Origin of the sequence: Micromonospora sp. LOL_021 (genome assembly GCF_048060215.1) — a bacterium.
Taxonomy (GTDB): domain Bacteria; phylum Actinomycetota; class Actinomycetes; order Mycobacteriales; family Micromonosporaceae; genus Micromonospora_E.
Map to the genome: position 1 here is coordinate 96537 of NZ_JBHMIN010000006.1, position 14624 is coordinate 111160.

Consider the following 14624-nt stretch of genomic DNA (forward strand, 5'->3'; position numbering starts at 1 on the left):
AGCAACGATCTCACTCGATCTTGATAGGCGGCAGGTGTCACGGCGGTGACAGGTCGAAGTCCCCTGCCATATCACCCCTGTGTGGTGGATACTCGAAGCCATGAGGGATGAGCTTGAGGAAGACTCCCGGCCGGCGTGGGCGCAGCGGCTTCGCTCGGAGCGGACCGCCCGGGGGTGGTCCCAGAGTGACGCGGTACGGGCACTCAGAGCACACGCAGCCGAACCACTGCCCTCCGACAACGCCCTGTTGCGCAACTGGAAGCGGTGGGAAGCCGGTAGCTCCGAGCCCGATGTCTTTTACAAGACGCTGATCGCCAAGACCTATGGCACCGTCACAGCCGCATTCTTCCCTCGCCAGGGTGGGGCACACGTCGAAGCGGACCTGCTGGCGGACAGTGGCCTGGAAACCCTGGAGATTCTCTCTCGCATTCGCGCCTCGGATGTCTCGGCAGCCATGCTTGATGCACTTCGCATTGCGGCCGATCGGCTCTGCTGCGAGTACCCCTACGCTCCCCCGTATCAGCTCTATGTCGAGGGGAAGGCGTGGCTTCGACGCCTCACGAGCCTCATGGATCGCCGTTTAACGCTCGCGCAGCACAAAGAGGTTCTATCGCTTGCTGGTCTGGTTGCCTTGCTCGTAGGGTGCGTCGAATACGACTTAGGGCTACGGCGGGAAGCGGAAAGCACCCGTAAGGCTGCGCTAGCCCTTGGCGAGGAGGCGGGCGACGCTGCAGTTGTCGGATGGGCGCACGAAATGCGCGCGTGGTACGCGCTGACGCAGGGCGACTACCGGGGAGCGATAGCCGCCGCTGATATTGGAGCGGCAAAGGCCCCCGGCCAAAGTGTTGCTGTGCAGCTTGCAGCGCAGCAGGCCAAGGCATGGGCACGTATCGGAGACCGCAGACAAGTGGAGACGGCACTTGATCGGGGCCGGTCACTCCTGGAATCACTGCCCTACCCAGAGGATACCGACCACCATTTTGTGGTTGATCCGTCGAAGTTCGACTTCTACGCGATGGACTGCTACCGGCTGGCCCGAGAAGACCGGCTTGCCGGGATTTATGCCCATGAAGTCATACGGTCTTCCACGGATCCGGACGGCACCGAACGAAAGCCCATGAGGAACGCCGAGGCTCGTTTGACACTAGGTGTGGTATCGGCGCGCAGAGGGGAGATTGAGGAGGCAGTGGCCTACGGCCGACAAGCGCTGTCGGGCGACCGCAGGTCCCTACCGTCACTCCTCATGTGCTCCCGAGAGCTAGGGCAAATTTTGCAGGAGCAGTACCCAAGGCACCCTAAGGCGCTAGCCTTCCTGGACGAGCTACGAGTCCTCAGCACCCCAGCAGGCTCCCGGTAGCCCAGGAATCCATCCACGGGTGTTGCAGTCAGGGCAACAGATCCGGTTTCGCCCATCTCCGAACACAGCCTCGCCGGATCCTGCACACAGCTGGCAGGTCGAAGCGGAGGGCGGCCGGTCCGGCATGAGATTTCTCAATTCCGGGTAGCGGCGCGCTGCCTGGACGTGGGCGAACTCGTGCTCGCTGGCATCGGCGGGGCGCAACCTACCGTCGTCTTCGTCGATGAACACCTCGCCCGACTGCGACATGAGAAAGGAGATCCCCAGGGTGCCGTAGACACCGAGCAGTCCGAGCTCCCGCGCCATCGCGGCAGCGGGATGGGCGGACGAAGCTTGGTCCTCGACGAGCCTCGCAAAGTTCCCAGAGACTTCCACGAGGCGAACATACTCGGGATCGCTCATCGGTAGCGCCCCGTCACCCGGGGTCGCCGGTCCGTAGATTGTCGACTATGGTCGGACGTACCTGACGAACATAAGCACCCTTCCGGCGAGGCTGCTCCGCGACCGGGGAGGCCAGTTCGGCGAGCGTTGACGTGGTCAAGACCCGACTGAGCAGGGGCCTGCGAAGCATGTCCCTTTCTCAGTCGACCTGCTCTCTTCTCAATGTTCCGGCTCCGCCTGGCGGGTTCTCAGCCAAGGTGCTCAGGCTGTCGGGGTACGGCCTGGCGTGCAACGCTGCGTACGGGGTGGATGTGCGTAGCCGGACCGAACTCGCCCGGCCGTCGGTTGACCGTCGGCGGTCTATGGTGGGGCGATGTCCGAGCAATGGTCCTTGACCGTCGACTGCGCGCGCCCGCGCCAACTGGCCGCGTTCTGGTGCCTCGCGCTGGGGTACGTCCCGGCCGCCCCACCAGAAGGGTTCGCCACCTGGGAAGCATGGCAGACCCATTTCAAGGTTCCCGAGGACGAATGGGACGACGGCGCCTTCATCGAGGACCCAGACGGCGTCCAGCCCGGTGTGTCGTTTCTGAAGGTGCCGGAACCGAAGGTAGTCAAGAACCGCATGCACTTCGACATCCGCGTCGGCGGAGGTCGGCAGGAGCCGTCCGAGATGCGCTGGCCGCAGGTCCAGGCGGCGGTCGACAAGCTGGTGGCGGCGGGCGGCACCGTGCTCCGGGTGGACGAACCAAACGGTACGCCTGACCACGTGACGATGGCAGACCCAGAGGGCAACGAGTTCGACGTCCTTTAGTGCGGCCGCCGGGCAGCTGGCCGCCGGACCCGGATGGGCGTATCGAACGCTCGTTCTCACCCCGCTACGCCTACAGGACAAGGCATTCAAGTCAGCCAGGGCTACAAGGCCAGCCGTGACCCCTGCAAGATCAGCCGTACTCACACTTACCGCGCGGATCTTGATGGCCGCGACGGTCGACGAGGTCATCGCCCAGCTCGCGCGCTGCCGCTGGCCTCAGCTCGGCCGCCGCGATGGCCCTGCGCGCCCAGCAGGAAGTGACCGAAGTCGAGGAGACCGCCGCTCAGTACATGTAGTCGCCCACCCTTGGCTGATGATCCACAGCGGCTGTTCGACTTGACACGCCGAGGATGTGTCAGACCAAGCGCATCCGATCGTCCGACTCGATCGCCCGGCTCAAGAGAGGCGGGCGGCGAGGGCGTCGAGGTCGTCGAGGTCGTCGACGAACCAGACCTGGTTGCCCCGGTTCGACTCGACGACCAGGTCACGTAGCGCCGTACTGCCGGCGGTGTGGCCGGTGATGTCGCCGACCACGACCAACCGTAGCCGGTAGTTGACGAACTTCTGCATGATGCCGCCGGCCAGCCCGCTGCGCAGCGCGAAGAAGCGTTCGTCCAGCCGCGCGACCGGGATCGCGACGATCTCGGCACCGGCGAAGGTCTGGCCGATCACGTCCAGCGCGTCCTGCTCGCCAGCGATTGTCGGCCCGTCGGCGGCGCAGACCAGCACCGGTACGCCGGCCAGTTCGACGATCTCGTCAGCCATCGTCTCCCGCCCTCTCCCCGCTGTCCGTACGGAACATTCCGCTGCCCGCCCGCGTCACGGCGTCGATGGTGGACAGGATCTCCGCGACCGCGTCCGGGCCGCCGAAGACGACGATCTTCAGCCGGTCGCGCGCCGGGTCGTACCCGGTCTGCAGCCGCAGCGGCGGCGCGGCCGACGCCCGGCTGCCGCTCTGCGCCCCGGCGACCAGCAGGGTGCTCAACCGGTCGGCGTCGGCGGACGTCAAGCCGTCGATGTCGACCACCGCGGAGACCTCGACCACCGGGTCGGCCGGCTCGGCGGAGCCTGCGGACCCGGCCGGGCGGCCGGTGAACGCGTCCAGGTCGGCCGGTGCGATCCGGTACTGCTTGCCGATCCGTACGGCTGGCAGCCGTCCGCCCCGGATGTAACTACGCACCGTACGCACGTGCAGGTCAAGCTGCTCTGCGACTTCCTCCACCGAGAGCCACGACTTCGCCATTCTTCCCCATCAGCATCTATTCGATGTACGGCAGGGAAGTTTAGCGTATCGGTCGGCCATTGACCACGATCCGGACCGGTCACCGCCCGCCACCCCGGTTTGTCGCACCGGGGCGATACAACTTTTCGGGTACGGATCACCGGTCCGCAGCCCCGCCGTCTGAGATGACGGCTGACGACGGCTGCGGTCGACACGCCTGGAGGGCAACCCAGTGGACGCGGACGACGCCGCCTGGCAGCGGCGAAGCATGGTACGGGTGGTGCCCACCGCACGACCCCGCAAGCTGGCGAAGGTCCCCTTCGTCGAGATGGCGGACGGACGCCTGCAGGGCGTCGTCTCCAGCGGCTCCGACATCGGGCGGGTGTACGTGTCGTCGGTCGCCGCCGGCAGCTACGAGGTCAGCTGCAGCACCAACAACAACCGGCCGTGCGGCGGACTGCGCGGCGGTGACTACGCGTGCAACCACCTGACCGCGCTCGCCGACGAGGCCGTCGTGCAGTACGGCGGCGACCGGGTCGCCCGCTTCCTGCGGCTGGAGACCAACGACGAGGTGACCATCGGCAACGAGATCTTCTGGGCGATCGGCCGGACCACCCTCGCCGGCACGTCGCCGGCGGCGGCCGTGTTCAGCCGGTTCCTGCACCACCTGTCCTACCTGGACCTGCCGGGGGCGGTCGAGCCGCTGCCCGAGCTGAGCTGGTTCCCGGCCGGGGCGGGGGCCCGCTGATGCGCGGGGCACAGCTCGACGACCTGCGCGACGGCGTACCGGCCGGGGTCGCCGAGGCGCTCGACGTGGTCGACCGGTTCGACCAGGCGATGACCGGCGGCTTCGGCCGGCTCGACCCGCAGGGTACGGCGGCCCTGGCCGACCTGGCCGGCGCGGTCTCGGCCACCCCGCTCGGCGCGGCGGCGGTCGAAGCCGTCGACAAGGTGACCGCCGGGTCGGTCGGCGAGGAGCAGTTGCTGCTGCTGGCTGCCGCCCGTACGGCTGTGGTGGGCGCGGTGCACGACGCGCTGCGGGGCCGGCTCGACGGCACGCTCGGCCGCGACCGGGCGCAGTGGACGGCGCCGACCACGGCCGCCGCCCCGGCCGACGGACGGCTGCTGGCGGCCCGCTCCTGGCTGGCCGAGCTGGCCCTCGCCGGCTGGCGCAACGTCGACCACGACCTGGTGTCGGCGAGCCAGCAGGCGCTGACCGCGCTGCTCGCCGACCCGGCCCGACGCCGGATCGCGGTGCTGCTCGACGGACTCGCCGACGAGCTGCGCTACGCCAGCCCGGTGGCCGCCATGGAGCGGATTCCGGCCCGCCGCTGGGCCGACCTGTGGACCCGCGCCATGCTGTTGACCAGCCCGCAGAGCGGGCCGGCAGCGCCGGAGACGGTCTCCGGCCGGCTGCTGATCGTCGGCGCCGACGTGCAGGAGCACGCGACCGCCGTACAGCTGCAGGTGCACGCGGTGCTCGAAGCCGGCGGCGGGGCCGGCGACGCCGACCGGTCCCGGCTGGTCCGGGTCAACGTGTCCGCCGCCAAGGTCGACACGATCGTCGGCCCGGTGGTGTGGCAGCTGCTCGCCGAGCATCCGGTGCTGCTGGCCGCCCTGGCCGGCCGGCTCAGCCTGGACGTCACCGACCTGCCGCTGCTGCCCAGCGGCGACCTGCTCTGGCGCGACGACCAGGCCCGCCCCGGCGCGCCGACCGACCCGTTCGCCGTCGCCCGGGTGCAGCTCGGCGAGGCGCTCGCCCCGGCCGTACCGCCGCTGGACCGGCACCCGGTCGCCATCGCCGAGCCGGTGCTGCTGGAGGGCTACACGGTGGTCACCGACGACGACGGGCTCGGCTTCGAGGTCGACGGCACCCGGGTCGCTGTCGACGTCGACCGGCTGCCCGGCTGCGGGCCGATCACCGCCGAACTGCTGGCCAAGTCGTCGGCCTGCATCGGGCTGCTGCGCTGGGACGGTGACGCGGCGGCCGGCCCAGGCTGGTCGGTGCAGCCGATCGGCATGCAGGCGACGGTGAAGCGCAAGCAGGTCGACCTGCACACCGGCGACTGGGCGCAGGGGCCGACCGACCCCAAGGTCGCCAAGGCGGTGGCCCGCTCCGGCGACAGCGTCGCGATGCTCCGGGAGCGGGCGGGACGGTTGCTGCGCAAATGACCGATTCGATGATCAACTATCACGAGAACCGGCGCCAGGTGCTCTACTGGCGGCTGCTGGCCCGGCTGTTCGACGGGCAGGAGCAGGCCGCGCTGGAACGCACCAGCATGGCGGTGGTCGACGAGCTGGGGCTGCCGGCCGCGCTGCTCGACCCGGCGGTCTCCATCGACACCGTCGTGCAGCGTTTCCCGGAGCTGGCCGACGAGCTGCCCGGCCTGCTTGTACCGCCGGCTGAGGGCGAGAGCACCGGCGAGCAGCCGGCTGCGGGCGGCTCGGGAGATGACAAGGCCGCCGGCGAGTCGTCGGTGCAGGTCGGTGCCGACGAGGTACGCCGGGCCGCACTGGCGTCGAAGCTGCTGCTCAACGTCTTCGCCACCGGCAGCGGTGACGTGTCGGCCGGTCAGCTGGCCGGCTGGCAGGCCGACGCCGGCTGGTTCCAGCAGGCCTGCGGCGCGACGCCGGGCCGCCGCGACGGAGTGCTCGGTGCCATCGAGGCCGACCTGGTACGCCGGATGCGGCTGCGCGAGGTGCTGGCCGATCCGGCGCTGGCCCGCCAGCTCACCCCGAGCATGTCGCTGATCGAACAGCTGCTGCGGGACAAGTCGAACCTGTCCGGGGTGGCGCTGGCCAACGCCAAGGCGTTGATCCGCCGGTTCGTCGACGAGGTCGCCGAGGTGCTCAAGACCCAGGTGCAGCAGACCAGCGTCGGCACCATCGACCGGTCGGTCCCGCCGAAACGGGTGTTCCGCAACCTCGACCTGAACCGCACCATCTGGAAGAACCTGCCGAACTGGAGTCCGCAGGACGAGCGGCTCTACGTCGACCGGCTGTACTACAAGCAGACCGCGAAGCGGACCACCCCGGCCCGCATGATCGTCGTCGTCGACCAGTCCGGCTCGATGGTCGACGCGATGGTCAACTGCACCATCCTGGCCTCGATCTTCGCCGGGTTGCCCAAGGTGGACGTACATCTGGTCGCGTACGACACCCGGGCGCTGGACCTGACGCCGTGGGTGCACGACCCGTTCGAGGTGCTGCTGCGCACCCAGCTCGGCGGCGGCACCGACGGCATGGCCGCGTTGGAGCTGGCCCGGCCGAAGATCGCCGACCCGCGCAACACCGTACTGGTGTGGATCTCCGACTTCTACGAGTGGAAGTCGCAGGAGGTCTTCGACGGGCTGCAGGCGGTGCACCGCAGCGGCGCCCGGCTGATCCCGGTCGGCTCGGTCTCCAGCGGCGGCCAGCAGAGCGTCAACCCGTGGTTCCGGCAACGACTCAAGGACCAGGGCACCCCGGTGCTGTCCGGGCACGTCCGCAAGCTCGTCGTCGAGCTCAAGAACTTCCTCACCTGATCCCCCTTTCCACTCGCCGTACGAGCACCCTTCGACTAGGAGAAACCGCACCATGACCGCAGAGATGCTGCGCGCCCCCGCCGAGATCAAGTACGCCGAGGAGCTCGACTGGCTGGAATCGATCGACGACAGCCCGAAGCCGTACTCGTGGCGGTTGAGCCCGAAGATGGTGCGCCTGTTCATCCTCGGGTCCGAGCGCGCCGACGGCCTCGACCGGGAGATCCCACAAAAGTGGTTCGGTGACCGCAGCTTCGTCGAACGCAGCATCGTCACCCTCGCGTCCGACCGGGGGCTGCTGCTGATCGGTGACCCGGGCACCGGCAAGAGCTGGCTGGCCGAGCTGCTCGCCGCCGCTATCTGCCGCAACTCGACCCTGGTGGTGCAGGGCACCGCCGGCACCACCGAGGACCACATCAAGTACTCGTGGAACGTGTCGATGGTGATCGCCAAGGGCCAGTCCCGGCAGTCGATGATCCCGTCGCCGATCATGACCGCGATGGAGCAGGGGGTGATCGGCCGGTTCGAGGAGCTGACCCGCTCCACCAGCGACGTGCAGGACGCGCTGATCTCGATCCTGTCCGAGAAGTACGTCTCCATCCCCGAGCTGGACTCGGACAACATTGTCTTCGCCCAGCCCGGTTTCTCCATCATCGCCACCGCGAACAGCCGCGACCGGGGCGTCAACGACCTGTCGTCGGCACTCAAGCGGCGGTTCAACTTCGTCCGGATCCCGGTGATCACCAACAAGCGCAGCGAAGCGGAGATCGTCCGGTTCCGCACCACCGAGCTGCTGCGTCGCCACCAGATCGAGCTGGAGGTGCCGCCCACCCTGCTGGACGTACTGCTGCAGAGCTTCGCCGACCTGCGTAAGGCCGCCGCGTCGGCGACCAGCGACGACGAGAAGCTGGAGTCGGCGCTGTCCACCGCCGAGCAGATCGGTGTGCTGGAGGACGCCATCCTGCACAGCCAGTTCTTCGGCGACCGGACGCTGCGCGCCGAGACGCTGGCCAGCTCGATGGTCGGTTCGTTGGCCCGGCGCAGCCCGGAGGACCTGGCGATCCTGAACAAGTTCTGGCACGGGGTGATCGAGCCACGCAGCAAGGCCGACGGCGGCGAGTGGCCGGCCTTCCTCGAAGGCGGCCGGCAGAGCATCGCGACCCTGTCATGAGCAAGCCCGTCATGAGCAAGCCCGCCACGAGCGACCCCGTCAGGGGTACGCCGGTCACGGGTGCGTCGTCGGACAGCCGGTTCGGGGCGTTGCGGGAGCAGTTGGCGGACGCCGCGACGGCGTTCGCCGACTCGCCCGACGCGCTGACCGGCATCCTCGCCGGCCTGGTCGACGACGTCGACCACGCGCTCGGCGAGGAGTTGGAGATCTTCCCGGTCTGCCACCACTCGCCGTCGTCGGCGTTGGCAATGGCCCGCCGGCTGCGCGACAAACAGCCCAAGGTGATCTACCTGGAGCTGTGCGAGGACATGCAGCCGCTGCTGACCGAGCTGCGCAACTGCGAGCTGCCGGTGGCGTTGCAGGCCTTCGCCAGCGACCTGGACGGCTTTCCCGCCGGGGCCGGGCCGTTGAGCGTGATCGCACCGATCACCGAGGCGTCCGCCGAATACCAGGCGATCGCGTACGCACTGGAGACACCGGGCGTGGAGTTGCTGCTGGTGGACCGCTCCACCGACCACGTCTTCCAGTGGCAGTCCGACGACCGGACGGACCCGACCACCGCCGCGAACGGCGACGACGAACCGGCGCAGCAGGACCAGCAGCAGGACCAGCAGGGCCAGGCCGGCGGCGAGGACGACGAGAAGGCGCTGCACGGCGACGCCGTCGGTGTCGGCATCGGCGACCTGCGCCCCGGGTTCGCCGAGCTGGAGGCGTACCTGCTGCACCACGGCAAGGTGCGGCACTGGTCGGAATGGTGGGACCAGTACGTCGAGCAGCCGCTGATCGGCGCCGACCACGACACGTACCGGCAAGTCATGGTCATGATCGGCAGCCTGTTCCGGCGGCTGCGGCCGAGCGACGCGGCGCGACTCGACCGCGACGAGGACCGGGAACGCTACATGTGGACCCGGATGCGCGAACATCTCGCCGCCTCCGGTGCCGACCCGGCCGACTGCCTGTACGTCTGCGGCGCGTTCCACGCGGCCAGCCGGGTCGAGCAGTTCGGCGTGCGGTCGACCGCGCCGTTCGAGATCACCGCCCGGACCGGCACCAAGTGGCGGTACGGGCTGATCCCGTCCAGCCACTCGGCGATCGAGGCACAGTTCGGGCTGGCCGGTGGCACGGTGTCGATCGCCGCCAGCACCTGGCGCAAGGCGCTGACCGGCAGCAAGGTCACCCCGTACCGGCTGGCCGGGCAGCAGGGCGGGCGCAAGAGCTCGGCCCGCAAGCCGAAAGCGGCGGCGCGGCCGACCGCCGGCGGTACGGCGGCGGCCGCGGCCCCCGGTGACGACCGGCTCAGCGGCTTCCTGGCCGCCCCGAGCCGGCCCGGTGAGCTCGACGAGGCCGAACTGCGCGGCTGGTCGGTCGACATCGTCCGGCTGGCCCGGCGCAACGGCTACCTGGCCAGCACCGCCGACGCGATCGCCGTCTTCGAGACGGCGGTGCTGCTGGCCGGGATGCGCAACCGACGTCGGCCCACCCCGTACGACTTCGCCGACGCCGCGGTCACCTGCATCGAGAAGGACGTGGTGCCGGGCCGGCGCGACGTACGCCGGCTGTGCGAGATCATGTTTGGCGGTGACCGGATCGGTCGGGTCGGCTACGACGCGCTGCCACCGCTGGCCCGCGACGTCTACGACCGGCTGGCGCCCCTCGGGTTGGACCCGAAGCGGCGTACCGTGCAGCGGGCGCTGTTGGACCTGCACGGGCAGCCGGAGCTGCGGCCCTGCTCCGATCTGTTGTGGATGCTGCGGCGGCTGCTGCCACCCGAGGTGGTCCGGCCGATCATGGGCGAGCGGCGGCTCGGTGAGCAGTCGGTCCAGGAGAGCTGGGACGTCGCGATCGGTCGCCACCAGCGGTCGATCATCGAGCTCGGCTACGAGGGTGTGACCATCGAGCAGGTGCTCGAACAGCGGCTACGCCGGGCGGCCTGGGATCCGCAGGCCACGGCGGCACACGCCCTCGCGGCGGTTGAGGACTCGCTGCTGTTCCTGAGCAACCGGCGGCTGACCGACGAGCTCGGTGCCCGCGCCGTGCAGCTGCTCGCCGCCGAGCGCACCGCCGACGGGGCACCGGAGGTGTTGCACCGGATCCGACAGTTGCTGGCGTACTACCGCACCAGCGGTGAGCCGGAGCTGCCGGCCTGGTGCCAGGACTTCGTCAGCACCGGGTACGCCCACTACTGCACCCTGCTGCCGACCGCGTTCATCGACGACGAGACCGGGCTGCGGCAGGTGGCGGCGATGCTGGGCTTCCTGATGACCATGGAGAGCGTCGCCATGGCGTTGGGCTGCGACCGGACCCAGCTGGAGCTGGCGGTACGCCAGTCGCATCCGGAGGCACCGGCGAAGATCGCGTTGCACTGGGCGGCGCAGTCCCAGCTCGGCCAGCTGCCACTGGCCGAGCTGCGCGACCGGTGCGCCGATCTGCTGGCCAGCCCGCTCACCGTCGGCGCGTTCCCGCACTACCTGAGCGGGTTCGTGCAGGCGCTGGAGCCGGTGCCGACGTTGGCGCCGTTCGTGGTGGAGGTGTTGTCGGCGGCGTTCGGCCAGCTTCCCGACCCGGTGCTGCTGCCCTGGCTGCCGTCGCTGATCACCACGCTGCGGGAGCAGGCCGGCGAGTTGGTGCCGATCCTGGTCCGGGAGGCGGGCCGTACCTTCCCGGCGTCGCTGCCGGCGTTGGACTCCTGGACCCCGCCGTGGGCCGCGGCTGCCCCGACCGGCACGCGGACCGGCCTGCAGAACGGCGTTCCCGGCGGCGGGACGGCACCGGCGGCGGAGGCCGCCCGGTACGCGATGTCCGGACCGGCGCCGGAGCTGCTGGCCGAGTATCCGCTGGCCGCCGCAGCGGTGGCGGATCTGCTGGGCTGCGCGGCCGATCCGGTAGGTGCCGCAGCCGCCGCGCCATCGGCCCTCGGGGATCCGGCGGTGGCCGACCTGCTGGAGCGGTTCCCGGCCAGCGCGGCCGGGGTCGCCGCGCACGTCGGACTGGTCCCCGCCGCCGGCTGACAGTGGCCCGGGAGGCGCCGGTGCCGGCGGTACGCCGCCGGCACCGGCGAGGCCGGGGCACTCGTACCCCTCGACATGCTAGGTTTGCCGCGTTGCAGTTGATTTCTTCATGCCGCCTGCCTGATCGCAGCCGGCAGCAGCCGGGCATTGGCAGATTCTGCCGGTCTCTCCGGACGGAGATTGATGAGTGCGGCAGCAGAGGTCCGCACGTCGCGGACCCGTCACCGGCTAGGAGCAGACATGGCAATCGGCACCGTGAAGTGGTTCAACGCTGACAAGGGTTTCGGCTTCATCACCCAGGACAGCGGAGAAGCTGACGTCTTCGCCCACTTCACCGCGATCGCGTCCAGCGGTTTCCGTACCCTCGAAGAGAACCAGCGGGTGGAGTTCGACGTCGAGCAGGGCCAGAAGGGCCTGCAGGCGGCCAACATCCGGGTGATCTGAGGTTGTCCCCGTCCCTTGGGACGCGGCCGCTGACGGCGTCGTCCCAGGGCGGGCTGGCACCGGATCCCCTGCAACGGCAACTCTTCGATGACGCCGCCGGCACCGACAGCGGCGGAGCGGACCAGCTCCGACTGACCAGGGTGCCGCTCGCGGCGGAGATCAAGCTGTTCCTCGCCGACGATCCGACCCTGCTCTGGGCCCGGTTGGAGGCCGCCGCCGGCCGGCGACTACCGCCGCCGTACTGGGCCTCGGCGTGGGCCGGCGGTCAGGCACTGGCCCGCTACCTGCTGGACAACCCCGGCCTGGTCGCCGGGCGGCGGGTGCTCGATGTCGCCTCCGGCTCCGGGCTGGTCGCCATCGCGGCGGCGATGGCTGGTGCCGCGACGGTCACCGCCAACGACATCGATCCGTACGCCGCGACGGCGATAGCGCTCAACGCCGTGGTCAACGACGCCCGGCTCACCACCACCGTCGACGACCTGCTCGACGGCACCGTGACCGAGGTGGACCTGGTGCTGGCCGGCGACGCGTTGTACAACGCCGAACTCGCCACCCGGGTGCTGCCGTTCCTCAGCCGGCTCGCCGACCGGGGCGTGCAGGTGCTGGTGGGTGACCCGGGCAGGGGCCACTGCGCCTTCGACCGGCTCGAACCGGTCGTCAGCTACCACCAGCTGAACGCGGGCGCCGCCGAGGACTCGTTGCTCGACCGCACCCAGGTACTGGCCCTCCTGCCGCGTCGCTGAGCTAGAGTCAGCGTATGAGCGCGGAAGCCGTCGGCCGGCACATGCCTACGGTGATCACGCTCGACGACCTCACCGCGATGATGGCCGAGGACGAGCACCATCGGTACGAAATCAGCCCCGATCAAGTGCTGTCGGTCATGCCACCGGCCGGGTACATGCACGCGATCATCGCCACCCGGCTCACCGGATGGCTGCTCGCCGCCGGGATTCCCGCAGACCGTATCGCCCAGACGGTCGGCCTGCGTATCCCTGGGGCAGCAGGGAGCACCGGTGGACGCATTCCTGATCTTGTCGTCTGGAACAAGGCGCAGGCTGATGGGGTGTGGCTACCTGTCACCGATGTCCTGCTGGTAGTGGAGATCATCTCGCCGGGATCCGAGGCCACCGACACCGTCGCAAAACCGACCGAGTACGCCGGTGCCGGCATCCCTCAGTACTGGACGATCGGCCAAGATTCGGCGCAGACCGTCACGATGTACCGGCACGAGGGTAACCACTACCAGCCCCGGGCCACCATGCCGCTCGCCTGGGTGCTCAACACCGACCCGGCCGAGCACGACCTCCACTAATAGGTGCAGGGCCGCCGAGTGGTCCCGGCGCGCCGGACGGCGCAACCGGGACCACGGCCGAACGGTCGCCGTACGGCTATCCGACCGGTACCGGCCCCGCGTTGCCGGGCAGCCGGGTCACGCTGGGCGGCAGCTGGGCCGCACCGGCGGACCGGCTCGCCGACGCGTCGGTCGGGCAGAGCGCGGTCAGCAGCAGCGTCTGCCAGGCGATGTCGACCGGATGCGCGTCCGGGAACCCGATGTTGTAGTGACTGAGGTTGATGCCGGTAGAAACCTGACGCGCACCGTCCCGGCTGTGCAGCGAGATCGTCAGGTGACCGAGCACCGCGCCGTCGTGCCCCCAGAACTCGCCGCACGGCATCGGCGCCGAGTAGATGCCGAGCCCGTAGCCGCCGAACTGCGGGGCGGACGGGTCGAACGGCACCGTGGTGAGCATCTCGTCGAGGGTGCCCGCGTCGAGCAGTTCACCGTCGAGCAGCGCCCGGTAGAACGTGTTCAGGTCGGTGGTGGTGGCGATCATTTCGCCGGCGGTCCACGCCCAGCTCATGTTGAACTCGCCGAGGTCACGCACGCCGAACGACGCGAAGTAGGCGCCGCCGTGCGGGCCGCGGATCCCCGGATCGGTGCCGGGGAAGTAGGTGCCGTGCAGTCGCAGCGGCCGCAGGATGCGCCGCTGCACCTCGGTGACGGGGTCGTTGCCGGTGACCGCCTCGATCAGCAGGCCGGCGAGGACGTAGTTGGTGTTGGAGTAGCTGAACATCGCGCCAGGCGGGTTGGTGCGCGGCATCGCCAGGCCCGTCGCCACCAGATCCGCCGGCGGGTACGTGGTGACCTGCATCTGGTCGATCGCGGCGTACGAGGTGAGCATCGCGTTGGTGTAGTTGCCGATGCCGCTGGTGTGGTTGAGCAGCATTCGTACGGTGACCTGCTCGCCCACCTCGCCGGGCACCATCTCGGGCAGCCACTGCCCGATCGGGTCGTCGAGCCCGAGCCGGCCTTCGTCGACGAGTTGGAGCACCGCGGTGGCGACGAACGTCTTGGTGATGCTGCCGATCCGGTGCCGCATCCACGGCTGCATCGGGCGAGGCTTGGTGGCGTACGCGTGCCCGGCGGCGGCCTGCCACTCGTGCCGGCCGTCGCGGACGGCGGCCAGGACGCCGGGTACGCCGGCTTCCGGCACGTCGTCGAGTACGGACTGCAGTGCGGCGCGGTCGATGGTGTCGCCGGGCGAGCCGCCCGACGCGGGTCCACCGGCGGACGGGCCGGTTGACGGGCTGGGTCGCGCGGCGGCGGACGCTGGTACGACGGCGATCGCCGCCACCAGTGTCACGCTGGTGGCGGCGACCCGGAGTGTCCTAAAAAGGCTAGACATATTTACATGTTGACGGCCTAGCCGG

13 protein-coding genes are annotated in these 14624 nt (G+C 69.7%); 10 read left to right on the plus strand and 3 right to left on the minus strand.

Features of this window, described 5'->3' with window-relative positions; all coding sequences use genetic code 11:
- The first annotated feature begins 100 nt into the window (after nt 1-100).
- Both ACFHWT_RS06940 and ACFHWT_RS06945 read left to right on the plus strand, forming a co-directional pair.
- On the plus strand, nt 101-1357 hold the full coding sequence (locus tag ACFHWT_RS06940) for an XRE family transcriptional regulator (protein ID WP_416593743.1): 1257 nt from the start codon (nt 101-103) through the stop codon (nt 1355-1357).
- A gap of 754 nt (nt 1358-2111) precedes the next feature.
- The gene (locus ACFHWT_RS06945; RefSeq protein WP_416593744.1) at nt 2112-2549 is read left to right on the plus strand and encodes a VOC family protein; all 438 of its coding nucleotides are present in this window, start codon (nt 2112-2114) and stop codon (nt 2547-2549) included.
- A 396-nt stretch (nt 2550-2945) separates the two neighbouring features.
- Here the strand turns inward: ACFHWT_RS06945 and ACFHWT_RS06950 are convergent, their stop codons facing one another.
- Nucleotides 2946-3314 carry a DUF4180 domain-containing protein gene (locus ACFHWT_RS06950; RefSeq protein ID WP_416593745.1) on the minus strand — a complete coding sequence of 123 codons (369 nt, stop codon included), beginning with the start codon at nt 3312-3314 and terminating at the stop codon, nt 2946-2948.
- Entirely contained in the window at nt 3307-3792 is a 486-nt protein-coding gene (locus ACFHWT_RS06955) for a helix-turn-helix domain-containing protein (RefSeq protein WP_416593746.1), read from the minus strand. Before ACFHWT_RS06955 ends, ACFHWT_RS06950 begins: the two co-directional genes overlap by 8 nt.
- A 247-nt stretch (nt 3793-4039) precedes the next feature.
- On the opposite strand from ACFHWT_RS06955, the gene ACFHWT_RS06960 reads away from it, so the two are divergent.
- The 8 genes from ACFHWT_RS06960 to ACFHWT_RS06995 all read left to right on the plus strand — a co-directional run bounded on the left by ACFHWT_RS06960 (nt 4040) and on the right by ACFHWT_RS06995 (nt 13227).
- On the plus strand, nt 4040-4519 hold the full coding sequence (locus ACFHWT_RS06960; RefSeq protein WP_416593790.1) for a hypothetical protein: 480 nt from the start codon (nt 4040-4042) through the stop codon (nt 4517-4519).
- Nucleotides 4519-5943, plus strand: a complete 1425-nt coding sequence (locus tag ACFHWT_RS06965) for a hypothetical protein (RefSeq protein ID WP_416593747.1) — start codon at nt 4519-4521, stop codon at nt 5941-5943. Before ACFHWT_RS06960 ends, ACFHWT_RS06965 begins: the two co-directional genes overlap by 1 nt.
- Entirely contained in the window at nt 5940-7295 is a 1356-nt protein-coding gene (locus ACFHWT_RS06970) for a VWA domain-containing protein (RefSeq protein ID WP_416593748.1), read from the plus strand. Before ACFHWT_RS06965 ends, ACFHWT_RS06970 begins: the two co-directional genes overlap by 4 nt.
- Before the next feature lie 52 nt (nt 7296-7347).
- Complete coding sequence (locus tag ACFHWT_RS06975) at nt 7348-8463, plus strand: ATP-binding protein (protein ID WP_123604239.1); 1116 nt, start codon at nt 7348-7350, stop codon at nt 8461-8463.
- Between the two features lie 11 nt (nt 8464-8474).
- Complete coding sequence (locus ACFHWT_RS06980; RefSeq protein ID WP_416593749.1) at nt 8475-11471, plus strand: hypothetical protein; 2997 nt, start codon at nt 8475-8477, stop codon at nt 11469-11471.
- Between the two features lie 240 nt (nt 11472-11711).
- Nucleotides 11712-11915, plus strand: coding sequence for a cold-shock protein (locus tag ACFHWT_RS06985; protein ID WP_123604240.1), 204 nt, complete (start codon nt 11712-11714; stop codon nt 11913-11915).
- Nucleotides 11916-11968: 53 nt separating this feature from the next.
- Nucleotides 11969-12658: a class I SAM-dependent methyltransferase gene (locus tag ACFHWT_RS06990; protein ID WP_416593792.1), complete on the plus strand. Its 690-nt coding sequence runs from the start codon at nt 11969-11971 to the stop codon at nt 12656-12658.
- A gap of 14 nt (nt 12659-12672) precedes the next feature.
- Nucleotides 12673-13227, plus strand: a complete 555-nt coding sequence (locus ACFHWT_RS06995) for a Uma2 family endonuclease (RefSeq protein WP_416593750.1) — start codon at nt 12673-12675, stop codon at nt 13225-13227.
- A gap of 76 nt (nt 13228-13303) precedes the next feature.
- Here the strand turns inward: ACFHWT_RS06995 and ACFHWT_RS07000 are convergent, their stop codons facing one another.
- Nucleotides 13304-14599, minus strand: a complete 1296-nt coding sequence (locus ACFHWT_RS07000; protein ID WP_416593751.1) for a serine hydrolase domain-containing protein — start codon at nt 14597-14599, stop codon at nt 13304-13306.
- Nucleotides 14600-14624 lie beyond the last annotated feature (25 nt).

Coding starts and splice junctions, on each gene's coding strand:
- ACFHWT_RS06970 (WP_416593748.1), top strand. CDS start 5,940: ATGACCGATTCGATGATCAACTATCACGAGAACCGGCGCCAGGTGCTC.
- ACFHWT_RS06960 (WP_416593790.1), top strand. CDS start 4,040: ATGGTACGGGTGGTGCCCACCGCACGACCCCGCAAGCTGGCGAAGGTC.
- ACFHWT_RS06995 (WP_416593750.1), top strand. CDS start 12,673: ATGAGCGCGGAAGCCGTCGGCCGGCACATGCCTACGGTGATCACGCTC.
- ACFHWT_RS06965 (WP_416593747.1), top strand. CDS start 4,519: ATGCGCGGGGCACAGCTCGACGACCTGCGCGACGGCGTACCGGCCGGG.
- ACFHWT_RS06955 (WP_416593746.1), bottom strand. CDS start 3,792: ATGGCGAAGTCGTGGCTCTCGGTGGAGGAAGTCGCAGAGCAGCTTGAC.
- ACFHWT_RS06950 (WP_416593745.1), bottom strand. CDS start 3,314: ATGGCTGACGAGATCGTCGAACTGGCCGGCGTACCGGTGCTGGTCTGC.
- ACFHWT_RS06945 (WP_416593744.1), top strand. CDS start 2,112: ATGTCCGAGCAATGGTCCTTGACCGTCGACTGCGCGCGCCCGCGCCAA.
- ACFHWT_RS06975 (WP_123604239.1), top strand. CDS start 7,348: ATGACCGCAGAGATGCTGCGCGCCCCCGCCGAGATCAAGTACGCCGAG.
- ACFHWT_RS06980 (WP_416593749.1), top strand. CDS start 8,475: ATGAGCAAGCCCGCCACGAGCGACCCCGTCAGGGGTACGCCGGTCACG.
- ACFHWT_RS06940 (WP_416593743.1), top strand. CDS start 101: ATGAGGGATGAGCTTGAGGAAGACTCCCGGCCGGCGTGGGCGCAGCGG.
- ACFHWT_RS06985 (WP_123604240.1), top strand. CDS start 11,712: ATGGCAATCGGCACCGTGAAGTGGTTCAACGCTGACAAGGGTTTCGGC.
- ACFHWT_RS07000 (WP_416593751.1), bottom strand. CDS start 14,599: ATGTCTAGCCTTTTTAGGACACTCCGGGTCGCCGCCACCAGCGTGACA.